At 41.5% G+C, this 19753-nt stretch carries 15 protein-coding genes and 1 other annotated feature; of the genes, 12 read left to right on the top strand and 3 right to left on the bottom strand.

Annotated features, from left to right (window positions below; translation table 11 throughout):
• The first annotated feature begins 21 nt into the window (after positions 1-21).
• Complete coding sequence (locus H7J92_RS03565; protein WP_009765921.1) at positions 22-408, top strand: DMT family transporter; 387 nt, start codon at positions 22-24, stop codon at positions 406-408.
• Positions 371-685, top strand: a complete 315-nt coding sequence (locus H7J92_RS03560; protein ID WP_009765920.1) for a DMT family transporter — start codon at positions 371-373, stop codon at positions 683-685. The genes H7J92_RS03565 and H7J92_RS03560 overlap by 38 nt, the downstream gene beginning before the upstream one ends.
• Before the next feature lie 46 nt (positions 686-731).
• Here H7J92_RS03560 and H7J92_RS03555 read toward each other — a convergent pair whose 3' ends face one another.
• Entirely contained in the window at positions 732-1886 is a 1155-nt protein-coding gene (locus H7J92_RS03555) for a polysaccharide deacetylase family protein (protein WP_009765919.1), read from the bottom strand.
• A 210-nt stretch (positions 1887-2096) separates the two neighbouring features.
• Complete coding sequence (sda, locus tag H7J92_RS03550; RefSeq protein ID WP_078817213.1) at positions 2097-2234, bottom strand: sporulation histidine kinase inhibitor Sda; 138 nt, start codon at positions 2232-2234, stop codon at positions 2097-2099.
• A gap of 569 nt (positions 2235-2803) precedes the next feature.
• Between sda and ilvD the strand changes: the two genes are divergently transcribed.
• The 9 genes from ilvD (at position 2804) to H7J92_RS03505 (ending at position 15662) form a co-directional block, all read left to right on the top strand.
• The gene (ilvD, locus tag H7J92_RS03545; protein WP_009765918.1) at positions 2804-4471 is read left to right on the top strand and encodes a dihydroxy-acid dehydratase; all 1668 of its coding nucleotides are present in this window, start codon (positions 2804-2806) and stop codon (positions 4469-4471) included.
• A 187-nt stretch (positions 4472-4658) separates the two neighbouring features.
• Positions 4659-4910: a binding site (T-box leader), on the top strand.
• Between the two features lie 115 nt (positions 4911-5025).
• Positions 5026-6777, top strand: a complete 1752-nt coding sequence (ilvB, locus tag H7J92_RS03540) for a biosynthetic-type acetolactate synthase large subunit (RefSeq protein WP_009765917.1) — start codon at positions 5026-5028, stop codon at positions 6775-6777.
• Positions 6774-7292 carry an acetolactate synthase small subunit gene (gene ilvN, locus H7J92_RS03535; RefSeq protein ID WP_221835381.1) on the top strand — a complete coding sequence of 173 codons (519 nt, stop codon included), beginning with the start codon at positions 6774-6776 and terminating at the stop codon, positions 7290-7292. Before ilvB ends, ilvN begins: the two co-directional genes overlap by 4 nt.
• Positions 7293-7319: 27 nt before the next feature.
• The gene (ilvC, locus tag H7J92_RS03530) at positions 7320-8354 is read left to right on the top strand and encodes a ketol-acid reductoisomerase (protein ID WP_078817214.1); all 1035 of its coding nucleotides are present in this window, start codon (positions 7320-7322) and stop codon (positions 8352-8354) included.
• The gene (locus H7J92_RS03525) at positions 8341-9882 is read left to right on the top strand and encodes a 2-isopropylmalate synthase (protein ID WP_078817215.1); all 1542 of its coding nucleotides are present in this window, start codon (positions 8341-8343) and stop codon (positions 9880-9882) included. Before ilvC ends, H7J92_RS03525 begins: the two co-directional genes overlap by 14 nt.
• A 67-nt stretch (positions 9883-9949) precedes the next feature.
• Entirely contained in the window at positions 9950-11050 is a 1101-nt protein-coding gene (leuB, locus tag H7J92_RS03520; RefSeq protein WP_221835377.1) for a 3-isopropylmalate dehydrogenase, read from the top strand.
• 162 nt (positions 11051-11212) lie between these two features.
• On the top strand, positions 11213-12625 hold the full coding sequence (gene leuC / locus H7J92_RS03515; RefSeq protein WP_221835375.1) for a 3-isopropylmalate dehydratase large subunit: 1413 nt from the start codon (positions 11213-11215) through the stop codon (positions 12623-12625).
• 13 nt (positions 12626-12638) lie between these two features.
• Positions 12639-13223 carry a 3-isopropylmalate dehydratase small subunit gene (leuD, locus tag H7J92_RS03510; RefSeq protein WP_078817216.1) on the top strand — a complete coding sequence of 195 codons (585 nt, stop codon included), beginning with the start codon at positions 12639-12641 and terminating at the stop codon, positions 13221-13223.
• A 189-nt stretch (positions 13224-13412) separates the two neighbouring features.
• Complete coding sequence (locus H7J92_RS03505; RefSeq protein ID WP_246602482.1) at positions 13413-15662, top strand: S-layer homology domain-containing protein; 2250 nt, start codon at positions 13413-13415, stop codon at positions 15660-15662.
• A gap of 45 nt (positions 15663-15707) precedes the next feature.
• Here the strand turns inward: H7J92_RS03505 and H7J92_RS03500 are convergent, their stop codons facing one another.
• Positions 15708-17735: an S-layer homology domain-containing protein gene (locus tag H7J92_RS03500; RefSeq protein WP_246602472.1), complete on the bottom strand. Its 2028-nt coding sequence runs from the start codon at positions 17733-17735 to the stop codon at positions 15708-15710.
• A 413-nt stretch (positions 17736-18148) separates the two neighbouring features.
• Here H7J92_RS03500 and H7J92_RS03495 point away from each other — a divergent pair, with 413 nt between their 5' ends.
• Positions 18149-19606, top strand: a complete 1458-nt coding sequence (locus tag H7J92_RS03495) for an O-antigen ligase family protein (protein ID WP_009765908.1) — start codon at positions 18149-18151, stop codon at positions 19604-19606.
• Positions 19607-19753 lie beyond the last annotated feature (147 nt).

The following is a 19753-nucleotide window of genomic DNA, read 5'->3' as shown; positions in this document are numbered from 1 at the left end:
TAGAAATACGGAGGGAATAGTATGAGTAAGGCTTGGATGTATGTAGCGTTAACTAGCTTCTTTGAGTTAGTTTGGATATTTGGTTTTAACACAGCAAGTCAGTGGTGGCACTGGATTTTCATTGTCGGTTTTATATTTATTGATTTTCATTTCTTGACGAAGGCATGTGAAGGTTTGCCGACGGGCACGGTATACGCAGTATTTGCAGGTATCGGAACGGTCGGGACATCTCTGATGGACGTGCTTTTCTTCGGTGAACATATTAGTTTAGGAAAAATATTTTTTATATTCATCTTGGTTCTTGGAGTGGCAGGTTTAAAAATAGCGGATGGAATTGATGAGAAGAAAGCATTGAAAGAGGTGGAGAAGCATGGGATGGACGCTGGTGTTCTTGGCCGCTCTGAGTGAGTTTGTCGGAGTAATCGGATTGAAGAAATTTAGTGAAAACAGAAGCTGGGCTACTGGTTTAATGTATTATGGGGGTTTTGGGACGGCATTCTTCTTCCTCTATAACTCCTTTAAATATTTGCAAGTGAGCACGGCATACGCTGTCTGGATCGGCGTAGGTACAGCAGGGGCTGTTCTGATTAATATGATTTTTTTTGGCGAATCAAAAAGTGTCGGAAGAGTTGCGAGTTTATGTTTGATCGTATTTGGAGTAGTTGGATTAAAGGCTTTATCATAAAAAGAAGGAACAGTCGACGGTTTAGATCGACTGCCCCTTCTTTTTTTTATTGACCGAGCAACCTTCGCTCGAAATCCGAAATAGACATTCCAGAATGAACACGCTGGCGTTTTAGATGAAATGGTGAGTCCCCTTGGAAAACGTTTCCTTCGGTGATCGTATAAGCACTTTTCATGCCCGCCACTTTACTCGCTCGTATAGCCTCTGTGTTACGAAGACCATATGGATAGGCAAGCGCGGAAACTGGAGGTTGCTCAGGAAGGATGCTTCCTATTTTTTGATTGGCCATGGTAAGATCTGTATAGATTGCCGATCTTGGCGTATATTCCAAGAGTGCTAGTCCAGTCATCGAATTAAAACCATGCAAGTCATATGTGTGGTTTTGGTAGGAAATCATATCCTGAGTTGACCGAATTTGTTCTTCTGTTAAATAACCGGGACGTTCTATACGGCTCGCTATCAAGAATGCCGTCGCTTTGAAACGATGGGATTTTAAAATAGGGTATGCTAAATCGGCAGTTGAGGAATAGCCGTCGTCAAATGTAATAAGGACTGATTTTTCCGGAAGCTTAATTTTCTTTTGAAGCCAAAGTGTTAAATCATCAGTGGAAATCGTATGCCAATTGTTTTTCTTTAAATAGGCCATCTGAGATTTGAATTTATCCACTTCCAAAATAGAAACATTTGTACCTTCTTTTTTCTTGACTAAATCATGATACATAAGTACAGGTATACCTTTTTGAACTTTTACGTCTTTCCTGTAGATATACCCCGTCTTGCCGCCGAACACGATAGGATAGTAATCACCACGCAGACGTTGCGTGTAAATTACTTGCTTTGGTTGGATATGGCCAAGCTCAGTTGATTTAATGTTTCGATTCGAATAGATTTTCACATGCTTTTTTGTAAGCAGTCGAACAGGGTTTGCGCTTTTCAATTGATCTGCATCTTGATGAATCATTTTTGCTTTCTGCTTGGAAAATTTGACTTCCAAGTCACCGATCTTTGTATAGTGAAAACGTTGATCGGACTTGGTTATAGTATGTATTGTTCCTTTAGAAAACACTGCGATTTTTTCGGTGTCTTTAAAAACAGGTGTAGTAGCTGCGATCTTTATAACAGATGTGGTAGCTGCTTCAGTGGTAGGTGTGGAAATAAACAAGCTGCATAATAAAACAGCCACCAACAATAACTTCTTCATTCTTCTTTCTAACCCCTATCTATAATGTCCTTTTCTAATAGTATGTTGTACTCTGGGGTAAAGCAAGATGCATATACGAAAAATCATGCAGTTTTTGTGAAGAATCTGGTAAGGGTCTTGTGTACACTATATAGAAGAACAATTTCATACTCGAAAAAAGGACATACCCGAAAAATGCTAGGGCATGTCCTTTTTAATTGAATCCAAAGGCTAGCGATAGAGATGCGTAGATTCTAAGGAGCGCTTCTCTATTTCTCTTTCTAACAATCGTATGAACTCAGGGCTTAATTTTAGTCGTTGAGCTTGTTGATAAGAATAGAGCAGCATTTGATCGGACAATTGAAACATAATTGAACCGCCTCCCTTTCGGATGAATATCAAGCATCCAACCTGCATAGACTTTTTAGGATGTTATACAATACTTTAACAGTAAAGCAACAAAAGAACAACCGTTCGTTTTATCAACAAGAGCAGTGGATAAGCTGTGCGTACCCTGTGCATAGTTGTTCAAAACATAAAAGAGACGCGGTGGATTATGTGTGTAAAGTTATAAACAAAAATAAGTTGTCGTAAATTGTCGAAACATTCTTAACGATTTATTACCATTTTAAAGTGTTAGTGTGGATGGATCTAATAGTTGGGTTGCAACAAAGTTTAAAAAAAACATAATTTTTTTTTAGATTTTTTCAATATGCAATATATCGCTCCGTGCCGCGTATGTAAGCGTATTCAACTATTTTTGATTAGTCGCAATTGATTAAAAACTTTAAAAATACAGTTGACCTTTCATTGTTTACAAGATATGATAGCAACAATCTAGTTCATAGCTGTGAAACTTTTCACTGGCTGTTCAGAATATTCAACTGAATTCAATTGTTTGGAAATTGGTTCGTTCGATTAGTTTAGGAGAGATCGCAATGAGAAGTGACATGATTAAAAAAGGAATCGATCGTGCACCACATCGTAGCTTACTTTATGCAGCAGGTGTAAAAACGAAAGATATGAACAAACCATTTATTGGAGTATGTAATTCGTATATTGATATTATACCAGGACATATGCATTTGAATAAATTTGCAGAAGTCGTAAAAGAAGCAATTTGGGAAGCGGGCGGCGTACCGTTCGAATTCAATACAATTGGTGTAGATGATGGTATCGCGATGGGACATATTGGAATGCGTTATTCATTACCAAGTCGTGAACTGATCGCAGATGCGGCAGAGACTGTCATAAATGCACACTGGTTTGATGGAGTCTTCTATATACCGAACTGTGATAAGATCACACCTGGTATGTTGATGGCAGCAGTTCGTACGAATGTACCTTCCGTATTTGTTTCAGGAGGACCAATGGAAGCTGGCGTATCGGCAACAGGCGAACCCCTTTCATTAACATCCGTATTTGAAGGTGTCGGCGCTTATAAAAGCGGTCAGATGTCGGCAGAAACATTAAAGGATATTGAAGAAAATGCTTGTCCTTCATGTGGGTCTTGCTCGGGAATGTTTACTGCGAACTCCATGAACTCCTTAATGGAAATGCTCGGTATGGCCTTGCCAGGAAATGCGACAATTCTCGCAACTTCCGACGAACGTCATACGTTGATCAAGCAGGCAGCAAAGCACTTGATGAACTGTATTGAAAAAGATATTAAACCACGCGATATTATTACTAAAGAAACGATCGATGATGCATTCGCGCTCGATATGGCGATGGGTGGTTCGACAAATACTGTCCTTCATACATTGGCAATCGCTCACGAAGCAGAGATCGACTACAATATTGAAGATGTAAATGAAGTTGCAAAACGAGTACCATATTTGTCCAAGATCATGCCGGCATCCGATTATTCTATGCATGACATACATCTAGCCGGTGGTGTAAGCGCAATTGTCAATGAATTGTGTAAAATTGACGGGGCCATCCATAAAGATCGAATAACCATTACAGGTAAAACAATTGCAGAAGATGTCGCTGGACATGAGATCACGAATACAGACGTCATTCGAACAAAAGATAACCCATATAGTCCAGTCGGTGGTCTTTCAATCTTATTTGGCAATATTGCACCTGAGGGCTCTGTAATTAAAGTAGGAGCCGTAGATCCTTCCATTAAAGATTTTAGAGGAGAAGCGATTGTCTTTGAATCTCAGGAAGAAGCGCAGGAAAATATCGATAATGGCACAGTGCAAGCAGGCCATGTAGTCGTCATTCGATATGAAGGGCCTAAAGGCGGTCCAGGAATGCCAGAAATGTTGGCTCCTACTTCCGCAATTATGGGGAGAGGGCTCGGGAAAGAAGTAGCTCTTATCACAGATGGACGTTTCTCTGGAGCATCCAGAGGTATTTCCATCGGACACATTTCACCTGAAGCTGCAGAGGGTGGACCAATTGCTCTTGTTGAGAATGGCGATATTATTGAAATCGATCTGATCAACCGAACAATCGAGCTTGAAGTTTCGGATGAAGTGTTGGCGGAACGTCGACACGCTTTAAAACCATTTGAACCAAAAATTAAAAAAGGATATCTAGGTAGATATTCTAAGTTGGTTACTTCAGCAAGTACAGGTGGAGTAATGAAAATATAATAAATCAATTACGCCTCGGCGTAATTGCGTCCAGATTTTGAATTGTGCTTAGGCCAGCGTGACGCAGGTCAGTTAACCTTTGCCTGCGTACCTCTTTTGTTCAGCGGGTGTTTGAATACCCACTGAACAGGATAAAGATTACATTCATCTCATCACCTATATAGGTGAGAGTCTTCAGTTGAATAAAGATAAAACGTTGATGAGGTAAAAGTAAGTAGAAACTTGTATTCACAGAGAGCCGGTCATGCTGGAAGCCGGCAATACAACTATTTACGACATCCCCTCGGAGTGGACTGTTAAAAGGTATGCCGATTAGGCAGTCCCGGGCTCGGCAATTGGGCTCGTTAGCAATGAAAAAGTCAGGTTTCGACTTGCTTTTTCGTAAGGTGACTCAGGTCACGAACTAGGGTGGTACCATGAAAGCTTTTTCATCCCTATGTGAAGAAATTCGGTTTCTTTGCGTGGGATGAAAAGGCTTTTTTTTAGGAGAAAATGCTGAATATTATGCCATTGAGTATCATCATATAGAAGAAAATTGTAAGGAGGAGTTCATTATGAGTGCTAAAGTAAAAGAAGAACAAACTGCTGTAGCAACAAAACCTAGGGAACAATCCAATAAAAAACCTGCTGATGGCTCTGCTATCTTGATCCAATTATTAAAAGAACAAAATGTTGAGATGGTCTTTGGATATCCCGGAGGGGCAGTTCTCCCAATCTATGATGCTTTGTATAATGACCCCATTCCACATGTCTTGGCACGACATGAACAAGGAGCAATTCACGCTGCAGAAGGTTATGCGCGAGTTTCTCGAAAAACTGGAGTCGTTATTGCAACATCAGGACCAGGTGCGACGAACCTAGTAACAGGTATTACGGATGCCATGATGGATTCTTTGCCACTGGTAGTCATCACAGGCCAGGTTGCAAGCACGGTGATTGGAACCGACGCTTTCCAGGAAGCAGATATTATCGGAATTACACAGCCGATTACAAAACATAACTATCAAGTTCAAGACGTAGCAGATCTTCCGCGTATTATTCGTGAAGCATTTCATATTGCATCTACGGGAAGACCGGGACCAGTTGTTGTGGATATACCGAAGAATGTTGCTACAGAAATTTTTGTACCGGTGGAGAAGGACAATAAAGAAGTGAATTTGCCAGGATATCAGCCGACTAAGCATCCTAATTATCTGCAAATTCAAAAAGCGGCACAAGCACTTTCTACCGCAAAGAAACCTATGATTCTTGCGGGAGCAGGCATACTCCATGCAGGCGGGTCAGAAGAACTGAAAGAACTGGTGGAAAAGCATAGAATCCCAGTTACAAACACATTATTGGGATTGGGCTCTATCCATGGTGATCATGAATTATTCTTTGGAATGGCAGGAATGCACGGTACGGCAACAGCAAACTATGCATTAAGCGAATGTGATGTACTGTTGAATATCGGTGCCCGCTTCGATGACCGCCTGACGGGTAATTTGAATTCATTTTTACCGAATGCCCGTGTCATACACGTGGATATTGATCCCGCGGAAATCGGAAAAAATGTTCCAACTGAAATTCCGATTGTGTCGGATGCGAAGGAAGCTTTACTTGCGTTGATAAATGCGGATTTCAAATCACCGGACACAGACGGATGGGTTGAATATCTGAAAAATATGTCGAACGAATATCCACTTTGGTATAAGGAAGATGAAAATGATCTATTGCCGCAGCAAGCGCTTGAAATCATTCATCGCATAACAAAAGGGGATGCAATCGTTACGACAGATGTAGGTCAACATCAAATGTGGGCGGCTCAATATTATCGCTTGAATAACCCGGATAATTGGGTCACTTCAGGCGGGCTAGGGACTATGGGATTCGGCTTCCCGGCAGCAATTGGCGCTCAGCTTGCTAAACCTGAAGCGCGAGTCATCTCAATTGTGGGAGATGCAGGCTTTCAGATGACAGCTCAAGAATTATCGTTGCTTCAAGAACTTCGAATTCCGGTTAAAGTCATTATCTTAAATAACGGTGCACTCGGGATGGTTCGTCAGTGGCAAGAAACTTTTTATGAAGAACGTTATTCCCAGTCGCTAATTCCGGTACAGCCAGACTTTATTAAATTAGCTGAAGCATACGATCTGAAAGGATACCGGATTCAGACGCTGGAAGAAGCAGAAAAAGTATTTGAAGAAGCTCTATTGTCTGATGAACCAGTTGTGATCGACTGTCGGGTAAAACAATTGGAAAATGTCTATCCGATGGTTGCACCAGGCAAAGGCTTACAGGAAATGATTGGGGTGAGTCCTAAATGAAACGAATCATTACAGTAACAGTCATCAACCAAAGCGGTGTATTAAACCGAGTGACAGGACTTCTCATGAAGCGGCAATTCAATATTGAAAGTATCACTGTCGGTCCTACTGAACAGCCGAACAGATCCAAAATGACGTTTCAAGTTCATGTAGAAGATGAAAACAAAATCGAACAACTTGTAAAACAACTGCAAAAGCAGATTGATGTTATTACAGTTAAAGATATAACAGACAAAGCGATCGTGCTGCGTGAGCTGGCTTTAGTAAAGGTGATCTCACCACCGCAGATTCGTTCTGAAATGAATAGTATTGTGGAACCTTTCCGAGCGACAATTGTCGATTCAGGAAAGAATGTAGTAACTTACCAAGTAACGGGTGATCCAGATAAAATCGAGGCTTTTATCGATTTGCTGAAACCATATGGCATCAAAGAATTAACCAGAACTGGCGCAACGGCATTTGCCCGTGATATGCAAAAAGTTCAAGTACCACAGTTGTCAATCTTAAAACAATAATTCAAACACACTTAGGAGGAAATTAAAATGACAAAAATGTACTATAACCAGGATATCAACGAAGGACTATTACAAGGTAAAAAAATCGCAATTATCGGATACGGTTCACAAGGTCACGCACACGCTCGTAACTTGAAAGACTCTGGCTTCGATGTAGTAGTGGGAGTTCGTGCTGGTAAATCATTTGATCAAGCAAAGGCAGACGGGCTTGAAGCATTATCTGTTAAAGAAGCTTCAGAAAAAGCAGATATCATCATGATCTTGCTTCCAGACGAAAGACAAAAGCAAGTATACGAGGCAGAAATCGAGCCGGCTCTTACTAAAGGGAAATCACTAGTATTCGCTCATGGTTTCAACGTACACTTTGGCGAAATTAAACCACCTGCAGACGTAGATGTATTCTTAGTAGCTCCAAAAGGACCTGGACATCTTGTACGCAGAACATTTGAAGCGGGCGGCGGTGTTCCAGCACTATTCGCGGTATACCAAGACGTATCGGGCCAAGCGAAAGACGTTGCACTTGCATATGCAAAAGGTATTGGATCTGCACGAGGTGGAGTACTGGAAACAACATTCGAAGAAGAAACAGTTACAGACCTTTTCGGAGAGCAAGCAGTACTTTGTGGTGGTTTGACTTCATTAGTAAAAGCTGGATTCGAAACACTTGTAGAAGCTGGATACCAACCTGAACTTGCATACTTTGAAACATTGCATGAAACGAAACTAATTGTCGATTTGATGTATGAGGGCGGTATGGCAGGCATGCGTTACTCGATTTCTGACACTGCAGAATGGGGAGATTTCGTTTCTGGACCACGTGTAGTCGATGCAGATACGAAAGCTCGTATGAAAGATATTCTTACAGACATCCAATCGGGTAAATTCGCTAAGGAATGGATCGAAGAAAATGAAAACGGTCGTCCGAAATTCAATGCAATTGAAAAAGCAGAAGCAGATCACCAAATTGAACAGGTTGGACAAAAGCTTCGTTCTATGATGCCTTTCATCAACGAAGGAGCTAAATCGAAAGAGGAAGAAGTGGTAGCGAGTGCGAAAAATTGATATTTTCGATACAACTCTTCGCGACGGTGAGCAATCTGCAGGTATAAATTTAAATACAGTAGAGAAATTAGAGATCGCTCGTCAGCTAGAAAAACTTGGGGTAGCAGTTATTGAAGCAGGGTTTCCTGCTTCTTCCCCAGGTGATTTCGAAGCCGTTCAGCGCATTGCCAATACTGTAAAAAACTCAACAGTAACAGGTCTTGCCAGAGCGATGAAGAACGATATTGATATATCATGGGAAGCATTACGCGGCGGAGAACAACCGCATATCCATGTATTCTTAGCAACATCACCTATCCATATGGAGTATAAGTTGAAAAAAACTCCGGATGAAGTAGTCAATATTGCAGTGGATGCAGTGAAGTATGCAAAACAGTATTTCCCTCTCGTTCAATGGTCAGCGGAAGATGCTTTCCGTTCAGAACCAGAATACCTCGTGCGAATCATTAATCAGGTCATTGCGGCAGGTGCTACAACGATTAACATTCCTGATACGGTCGGCTATGCCACTCCCCAAGAATACGGTGCTCTTTTCAAGTATTTGAAAGAGAATGTGACAGGAGTGGAAAAGGTAAAACTTTCCGCACATTGTCACGATGATCTTGGAATGGCAGTTGCCAACTCCATCGCGGCGGTTGAAAATGGAGCAGATCAAGTAGAGTGTACGATTAATGGGATTGGCGAGCGTGCAGGGAATGCTTCATTGGAAGAAATTGCGGTCGCTCTGCATATCCGTAAAGACTTCTACAATATGGATACAAGTATTAACTTGCAGGAAATTAAGCGTTCCAGTCAGCTTGTCAGTCGTTTGACAGGAGTGATGATTCAACCGAATAAAGCTGTTGTCGGTAAGAATGCATTCGCACATGAATCTGGAATACACCAGGATGGCATGCTGAAAAATCGCCAAACATATGAGATCATTACGCCTGAATTAATTGGCGAAAGTGATATGCCGCTTGCCCTTGGAAAGCACTCTGGACGCCATGCATTTAAAGATCGCGCCGTTAGGATGGGCTTTGATTTAACAGAGAAACAATTAAATGAAGCATTTATCGATTTCAAGAAGCTGGCAGACCGCAAAAAAGAAATCACAGAAGATGATCTCTTTGTACTTTTCACTGGACAGCAATTGCAAGATACGGATACACCGATTTACGAATTGCATAACGTCCAAGTGCAGTATGGTACATCTAATATACCAACAGCAACAGTGACGGCTACTGTACCAAGTGGAGAAACTGTTACGGTGGCAACGACTGGTGCAGGTTCAGTTGAATCAATCTTTAATGCACTGGAACTGGTCATTAAAGGTGAAGTGTTAATTTTAGATTACCGCGTAACATCCATCGGCAAAGGCCGTGATGCATTAGGCGAAGCTGTAGTGAACTTAAGCTATAACGGCTTAGAACTAAAAGGACGCGACGTAGCACAGGATGTTCTTGAAGCATCTGCTAAAGCTTACTTAAACGCGATCAACCGCCAACTGGTACGTGAAAGATTGCGTAAACAAGAGGTAACTAACTGACTTTTTAAAAATAATGGATAGAGTATTCGATCGAGTGATACGAGATTGATCAAGGAGGAGAAGTTCTATGGAAAAGAGAGTAGCAGTATTGCCCGGCGACGGCATAGGACCAGAGGTAATGGCAGAGGCTGTTCGAGTGCTGGAAGTGGTTGGCAGACGCTTTAACCATACGTTCCATACTGAGTATGGATTGATTGGCGGAGCCGCTATTGATGAAAAAAATAATCCGCTTCCTAAAGAAACAATTGAATTATGTGAGTCAAGTGACGCCATTCTCCTCGGAGCTGTGGGTGGTCCGAAATGGGATCAAAATCCGTCTGAGTTACGGCCGGAAAAAGGATTGCTTGCGATCCGTAAACATTTTGATCTATTTGCGAACCTTCGTCCCGTTGCAGCTGTTCCTTCTTTAATCCATGCTTCTCCTTTAAAAGAAGAGATCGTCAAAGAAGTGGATATGCTGATTGTCCGGGAATTAACTGGGGGACTGTACTTTGGAAAACCGAGCCGGCATACAGATCAATCTGCAGTAGATACACTCGTGTATACACGTGAAGAAATCGAACGTATTGTCGACAAAGGTTTCGAGCTTGCCCGCTTACGTAAAGGCAAAGTAACTTCTGTGGACAAAGCGAATGTACTCGAGTCCAGTAAGCTCTGGAGAAAAATTGTGGAAGAGAAGAAAGCGGATTATCCTGATATTGAAGTGGAACATCAATTGGTAGACTCTGCGGCGATGAAATTGATCACGAACCCGTCAGTCTTTGATGTCATTATCACAGAGAATATGTTCGGAGATATTTTGAGTGATGAAGCCTCGGTCATAACAGGCTCACTTGGGTTATTACCTTCAGCAAGTGTTCGTTCAGACGGCTTAGGTTTATATGAACCAGTACACGGTTCAGCACCAGACGTAGCCGGTCAAGGTGTAGCCAATCCAGCGGCAGCCATTCTTTCCGTCGCGATGATGTTGAAATATTCATTCGGACTGGAAACAGAAGCTGCGGCAGTAGAGAAAGCAGTCAATACAGTTTTTGAAGAAGGACATTTTACAGCAGATTTAGCTGGTAAAGATCAACGTGCCTTATCTACGAAAGAATGGACAGATAAAATTGTAGACGAATTAGATCTTCAGTTCGTTTCTAACAGTATTATGTATTCTTACATCTAAGTATCAAAAGTGGAATGCACCGTATAGCCTCGACAGGCGTTGGAAGACCGGTAATAAAGGCGTTCTTTGCCTTTACTGTCATTCTGAAACGACCTGAGGGGCTGGTGCTTGGAACTAGATGTAACAAATTTTTAAGGGCATGGCTTGGAAGGAGAAACGATTATGGCAAAAACAATTATAGAAAAAATATGGGACCAGCATATTGTATACGAAGAAGAAGGGAAACCCGATTTGCTTTACATTGATCTTCACTTGCTGCATGAAGTAACTTCACCACAAGCATTTGAAGGCTTGCGCTTAGCAAATCGTAAAGTGCGCCGCCCGGATCTTTGCTTTGCGACGATGGATCATAATGTCCCGACAAAGAATTTACCGACTATAAATGATCCAATTGCAAAAAAACAAATTACGACTTTAGAGAAGAACTGTGAAGAGTTCGGCGTACAGTTAGCTCATATGGAACACCCAGACCAAGGGATCGTGCATATTATCGGACCAGAACTTGGATTGACGCAACCTGGAAAAACAATTGTCTGCGGTGATAGCCATACATCTACACATGGTGCGTTCGGAGCAATTGCTTTTGGCATCGGCACAAGTGAAGTAGAGCATGTATTGTCTACACAAACCTTGTGGCAAAATAAACCAAAGACGATGGAAATTCGTGTGACAGGTAAGCTGGGTTTTGGCGTTACCGCAAAAGATATCATTTTAGCGATCATTGCGAAGTTTGGAATCGATGTCGGAACAGGTCACATCGTGGAATATACAGGAGAAGCGATTCGGTCATTGTCTATGGAAGAGCGCATGACGATTTGTAATATGTCAATCGAAGCCGGGGCTAAAGCAGGCTTGATCGGCCCGGATGAAACTACGATTGAATACTTGCGTGGACGACGTTACGCTCCTCAAGGAGAAGAATTTGAAAAGGCGGCAGAGCGCTGGATCGCATTGAATACGGATGAAGGTGCACAGTTTGATCAAGTGTTGGAAATCAATGCGGATGAAATTGAACCATTTGTGACATGGGGGACCAACCCGTCGATGGGTTCCGGAATTTCGGCAAGTATTCCATCCGCTGCAGACTATAAAACAGAAACGGAAAAGTCCGCTCTTCGTTCTGCTCTCGAATATATGGGATTGGAAGAAGGTATGCCGTTAACGTCGATCGATATCCAGCATGTATTCATCGGTTCCTGTACGAATGCTCGTCTAAGTGATTTACAGGCAGCTGCAGATGTCATTGAAGGTAAACATGTTCATCCGTCTGTGACTGCGATTGTCGTGCCTGGGTCGCGCACAGTCAAAAAACAAGCTGAAGATATTGGATTGTCTCAAATCTTTATTGATGCAGGGTTTGAATGGAGAGAATCTGGTTGCAGCATGTGTTTAGCAATGAATGACGATGTTGTACCAGCTGGTGAACGATGTGCATCTACATCGAATCGTAACTTTGAAGGCCGCCAAGGCGCAGGCGCTCGTACACATCTAGTCAGCCCATCGATGGCTGCAGCCGCTGCAGTTGCTGGACACTTTGTAGACGTTCGGGACGTAAAAGCCGCTGTGCATAATTGAGGAGGGGATTCAGATGGAACCAATTAATATAGTAGAGAGTGTACTCACTCCATTAGATAAAAATAACGTAGATACAGACCAAATTATTTCTAAAGAATTTTTGAAGCGAATCGAACGTACGGGATTTGGAGAGTTTTTATTTTATCACTGGCGCTTCAATCCAGATGGTACAAAAAACGAGAACTTTGTATTGAATGATCCGCGCTATCAAGGTTCTACTATCCTTGTGGCTCATGAAAACTTCGGTTGCGGTTCGTCTCGTGAACACGCGCCATGGGCAATTTTAGACTACGGTTTCCGTGTTGTCATCGCACCAAGCTTTGCTGACATATTCCACAACAACTGCTTTAAAAACGGCATCTTGCCAATCGAACTATCGGTTGCTGAAATAGACGAGCTTTTGGCTAAAGGGAAAGAAGCAGCTTACCAATTGACGGTAAGCCTTGAAGATCAAACGGTGACGGGAGAAAATGGAAAAGTCTATCGTTTTGACATTGACCCATATTACAAAAAGATGCTATTAAACGGCTGGGATGAAATTTCATTGACGATCCAATATGAAGACCATATTGCCGCATATGAAAAACAACAGGCATAATAAAGACTATCCATCGCTTTCATAGCCATGGATAGTTTTTATTTCCTTTTACTAGTCTATTTTACGCGTTTTATGGATAACGGACGAAACAACTGTCGCATTATGCTATAATTGTTGGAGGTATATACATACTACTATAATGAAAGCAGTGAATGGAGTTGATTTAAAAAGATGGTGACCTCACCTAAAATGAAAAAAAATATTATTTTCATTCCTTTACTATTTGCGCTGTTGATCTATATCAGTTTGCCACAGCTTTATGTGAGTGCGGAAATACAAGATCAGCGCTTCTCTGATGTGCACAATGATTTCTGGGCTAAAGACGAAGTGACGCAATTGGTTGAAGAAGGGATTATTAATGGCTATCCTGACCTCCAGTTCAGACCAAGCGTAAGTATTATGCGTGGTCAAGCTGCCAATTTATTAGCAGGTGCCTTGAAATTGCCGGAAGCGCCCTATCAGCCAGTATTCAAAGATGTCAGCCCAAAATCATCCCATCTACGGGGAGCGATGGCTACGTATCAAGAAGGCATATTTGGAGGGAAACCGGATGGCACATTTGGAACCGGTGACCAATTGACACGGGAACAAATGGCAAGTGTCATTGTACGGGCATTTAAATTGGAAGACACCGGAGAAGATGTGCGGTTTACAGATGATAACAAAATTAGTGAATCTCATAAGTATGGCGTAAAAGTCCTAATGCAGCATGGAATCACTACAGGTAAAGAAGATGGGTCGTTTGATCCGAAATCACCTGTGAATAGGGCATCCTTTGTTGTGTTCTTACATAGAGCAATGATCCAGGCAGGCATGTTGGAAAAAGAGAGTCCTATTACGTTCAATAAACCAAAAACAATTGGGGATTTTGATCCGATCCGTTTTGAACAGCAGTTTGTAGAAGTGCCGTTAACAAATGAAGACAAAACTTTCTTACGTTCCAATCATTATCTTCAGCTTGTCACAAAGCGTGTACAGCCTTATGCGCATGCAACGGATCATGTGTATATATACGGCGTAAGCGGGATGAAATCGACTCGCGTCACGGTGACAAAGCGAGAACTGCCGAATGGAGATTACTTCGTATTTACAGAATTACGAAACCCTCAGCGACTGCCGATTCGTGTGGATCTGGTACAGATTGAAAAGGGAATAAAGGAAAATCGCTTAGAACCCTACAGTAAATATCCAATGAAAAAAGATATTGATGACACCTTTGGATTCGATATTGCAACCTCCCCAATTGGAGTGCTTGAAACTGTATCGGATCAAGGAACTGGACAACAGATGATTGCGAAATCCTATCGTTCACGTGATTTGGAAATGAAATATCCGAATGGTGCATTAAGTCAGACACGTGAATTGCATGATGAAAAAATAGCACACAGCAATATTGTAATGGGACCAAATCGCGTGACCGTCTATGAATTATATTCTCGCGGCTATGATATTGTAGATCAGTGGTATTTATCATCAGCTGAAAAACTATTCTCGAGCAACCAACGAATGGATGCTTGGATGCATGAGTCAATAATCAATTATAAAAAACGAAATAAATGGTATACCGCAAACGGTCCGTATAATAAAATGGCGACAACGATCGAACCAATGCCGGCTTCAGGAAGAGGATATGGCCGCAACTTATTGTTAGTGAAAGAAGACCGTGTTATGCTGCTGTACAATCAAACGCAAGAACGGTATTACGAAGATCTTTTGCATAATTCATTTGCGAACTTAACGATTTTTAGAGGGAATAAAACATATTGGGAGACAGAAGTGACAAGCACTTATTTAAAGAACTTGTATAACTTCACTGCCCCATTTGTCGATACGCGTTTCAATGAACAAATTGCATTATTCCTTTACAATGGAGGAAAAGCGTTTGGGCATAAAGATTACAATGAAGGTTTACGCAACTATGCAAATTTATTGGTTCAGCAGCAGAAAAAAGGTAATGTCAGCGCGTTAACGAAAAGTGCTTATTATATTCCGGACTATTTCCCAGCGAAACAGCAAGTGCGCACGCATACGTCTATGAATCATTTGCTTGGTGGGATGAATATCTTACTTATGGCTTATCAAGAGTTCAAAGATCCGATCTATCTACAGACAGCGAGTGCAATTGAAAAGGCGATCCAGCTGGAAGAGAAGAAGTGGATTCGTTCTGACGGGGATATTTGGTACAAACGCGATCCAAACGCTCAGTTTGCAGGAAGAGACTATACACATTTAACACTGGAAGATTTAATTCATTCCTATGAAAAGTGGTCTGCAGTAGACAAAACAAAATTGCCGGTATTTGAGCGCATGATCAAATCAAAAGCTGGCTATCTGAATAAAAATAAAAAAGGCTACACAACGAAAATTAAAGAAGGTCTTGAACGAATCAATATGTCGAACTTGTTACCTGCAGGAGCAGAACATACAGACGCGCTTTAAGTAAAAAACACCATCTCCCATGACGCGGAGATGGTGTTTTGCTGTTTATTTAACTAAGGTAACTAAGTCGGAACGAATCCAGCCATATGGTTCACTTGGCTTTTTATAATCAGGATTCGTATCTGCCAGCACTTTATACCAGACGTATCCGTCCGAACTATGTGTACGGTCCACAATGACTAAAGGATAACCGAATGCTGTCAGTTCGCCTGGATGTTTTGATTTGTAGGAGAACAAGATATTGCTAGAATTACGCACTTCCGGGCTTGTCCGAATATTGACATCGGCAGTGCCGGTAAATGAAATGAAAGCCAGCTCTGCTTGATTCGCATCTTTATTGCCTAGATACTGATCAATTCTCCACATATGGCCGGCGATTTTACTGCCCCAAAAAGGATCGGAAGCGTATTTCATATTAAATCCAACTGCTTTATTTCCTGGTGCAGCGCCGTTCGCATAAGCACCGAAAGGATTTGCATAGTTCAAGTTGATATAACGGCCTATAAACGCATCAATACTTTTGGTAGGGTCTTGATAAACTTCTCCTTTGTCCGGAGAAGAGTCGAATACTCGAATACCGAAAATATTATTTTTGTTTTGCGCATTTGCACTCATTCCATAATCACTTTCATGGATGGCTGTCGCCAAGATGAACATAGCGTTTACTTGGTGCAGTTTTTCTGTAGATTTAATATAAGATCCAAGACCAATTAACTTTGACTTGGTCGTCGCATTTTTATAGCGCGCAATACCTGTTTTTTCGCGGCTTTCTAATGCGGACTTAATGAATCGCTCCAAGTCTGTACCTGAATAAGAAGAAGGCTGACGAACAGATTGGAACTGGAAGTATGGATAATACTTCACAACGGTCTGACTACCGCGCTCTTTAAAGTGCACGCCGTCATTACTTGTGTAGGTTTGTCCTTTTTTCAAAGCAGAAGAAGCAACAGGTCCTACTGTATACTCTGCGTATTTACCCGTATATTTCTTAGTCTTCGAATCATATGTCCGGTAATATGGATAATGAACCAATAAACCGTCATTCGATACTTTATAGTAGCTGGAGCCTGCTGAAAGCTGAGTTGGCACGAGGTCGACTTCTGCGTGTTTCGCATAATATTTGTAGCCGCCTAACTCAACGATCACGTGATTTTCACTGCTGCCTACATAGTCCAATTCAAATCCTTTTTGGACGTATGTGACCTCTTTTTTCAAAGCCGAATCACTATATAATGATGTATATTGCTTAGGGTTTTCCGAAGCAAATACTTGTCCTGACTTCATTTTAATAATCACATTGTTTTGAGAAATCGTCTGAACAGAAGAGGACGCATTATAAGCTGCTAATGCATCCTCGAATTTTAAAAACGACTGGTTTGTTGGATTCAGCTGACCATTTGTAACTGAACTGATTTTATACACTTCGGGATCTACATTCCCGTTGGCGGGGGGAGTAGGAACTGAAGGTTTTGACGAATCCGTTACCGCAAACATTCTGAACAAAAATGCGGAAGCATGTCCAATGGTTGCATTATTTGTTGGCTTAAAGTAGCCTTGATCTCCTCGAATGATGTTTAAGTTCGAAGCGGCGGAAACAGCATCGACAAAGTTCGGAGAGATTTTCTTGCTGTCTTTAAACTGAACCAGTTTTGTATTGACCGGAATATCAAGATAACGGAACGCTTTGAAGATCATTCCAGCCATTTGCTGGCGAGTGATCTGCTGGTTCGGTTTGAATGAGCCGTCAGGATAACCGCCTAAAATTCCAGCGCCTGCTGCATTTTGGATTTCAATCGTACGTGATGTATTTGCTTTCAAATCCTTAAATGTATATTTCGTAGACGCAGGCAGTTCAAGAGAACGTGCTAAATAAGAAGCAAATTCACCTCTTGTCACCGCGCGATCCGGAGATACATTGCCTTTTGCATCGGTTTGAATTACACCCTTATTGACCCAATATGAAAGTTCCTCTTTCATTTGATGCCCTTTATAATCATTGGCGCTTGCAACTGAAGTGAAAAACGGAGAAACTACTAAAAGTAGAAGCGTAAACAGTGTGACCCATCGTTTCAATTTAAAACCCCCTCTATAAATCTTCCACTATTGTAACAGAAAGTGCTAACATTAGTAAGTTGCTTTTGACATATTGAGAGATTAATAGTATATAAAAGAAACGATTTGGTTGTTGCTATAATTACACTTCTCCAGTAATAGATGGGTTTCCTAAAATTGGGGAAGTTTACATAGAGAAGATTTTCGCTCCAGACGGTACGCTTTCCGGAGGGCGGCGACTCCTGTAGAAAGCGTCCGTCCGGAGCTGTCATCAACTGTGCTCGGTTAAGATGCATTTGCTCCTATAATTTTGACTTAGACAGGGGACTTTGAATTAATTCGAAAAGATGCAACGAAAGCTTGCACCATTACGTCCAAGAAAGTGATATAATGCAACAAGGAACAAGCATGTGTAGAAAGGGATTTATAATCGAATGAATAAATGGATACAGCGATTGGAAAAACAATCTACGGTTACAATACTGATTGCAGTAGCAGTTATGCTCATAGCTTTGTTGCTGCCTTCAAAAATAGCATTACTCGGTACGGCTTTATTTTTTGTCATATTTTCATTCCTTCAGCCGCAACAGAGCCTTCTCTTCTTGGTCATTTACGTCAACATCCGACCCTTCTTGATCGAAGTGAACAGTGGGCTGAAATTAATAGGAGATTTAATTATCTTCGTCGTATTCGCATGGACCTTACTGCGTTACAGACGAAATATCGGATCTTTATTTACGTTCAAATGGTTTGAATGGTCTTATTTTGCGTTTATTTTATTTGGATCCATTATTGGTCTGCTGAATGATGTAACGCCGACAGCGGTTATTTTCCAAATACGGACATTCATTATCATGTATTTGTTGTATTACACGATCTCTAGGATGGAATTGACGAAGAAATGGTTAATGCAGCTGGCATGGGTTACGGTGTGGATCAACCTTGTCATGTCGATTCATGGTCTGATTGAGAAACTATCCTTACGGCAACTATTGCTTCCGGAAGAGTGGAAATACAAGGTGTTATCCGCAACGAATGCAGTGCGTATTTATGGGCTTGCGGGAAATCCGAATTCATTGGCATTGGTCCTGTTTTTCGGAATTATTGGGGTTATTTATTTGCAACATGTCTATCAGGCGAATAAGTACAAATGGTCTTTACGGATTCTATTAGTTTTATTCTTAGGGATTCTCGTCCTTACATATTCAAGAGGTACATGGATTTCTGCGGTGACGTTCGGCATTGTGTTCATCGTGATGACGAGGAAATGGTATATCTTAAAACGTCTTGTGATATCAGGCATAGTTTCAATTATTTTGGTCTATTATCCAGCCAACTTAGCTGTTCATTATTTGCAAGAGTTTGGCATGAAGGTCGACCAGCCAGGTCCAGGTAGTATCGGGGGGCGCTTTGGTGAGACGTTTGATGAGAAGAATTTAGCGTTGATGACAGAGAGTGGAAGATTTTTCTATATCAAGAAAGGTTTTGAGATCTTTGGGGATCATCCGGTGACAGGAACTGGATTTGGTTCATTCGGCGGTTCTGCAACACTTTCATACGGTTCTCCTATCTATGATCACTATGGAATCAATTCGGATATTTACGGAGGCAAGTACTTCTATTCGGACAATCAATATATTCAGGTCATTGCAGAGACAGGCGTAATCGGTGTACTGATTTTCGCTCTATTCTTACTAAGTATGCTGTGGTACTTCTGGAAAGCGCGCCATACAAACTTCGGTGTCTTCATGATTGCCCTATGGTTCTCAACAGGGGTTTCGGGAATGTACTATAATATTTGGGAATTAAAAATGTACACACTGTTCTACTTTATTTTGTTGGGTACATTTACGGCTTTTACAAAACTTCAAACAAAAACTGCGAATGATTAATTCATTCGCAGTTTTTGTTTGTAGACACACATCAATTGACAAGTTGCATTAGCGTCAGAGAGAAAAATACATGAAAGACGCACCGGCTCGCGGACCGGGGATTTGCGCTGCAGACGGGACGCTTTCTTACCTCTAGTCAAGGGTTTT

It is taken from the genome of Sporosarcina aquimarina (assembly GCF_019748715.1).
GTDB lineage: Bacteria > Bacillota > Bacilli > Bacillales_A > Planococcaceae > Sporosarcina > Sporosarcina newyorkensis.
The sequence above is the reverse complement of the archived record's forward strand: the minus strand, read 5'-3'. Positions and strand labels throughout refer to the sequence as shown.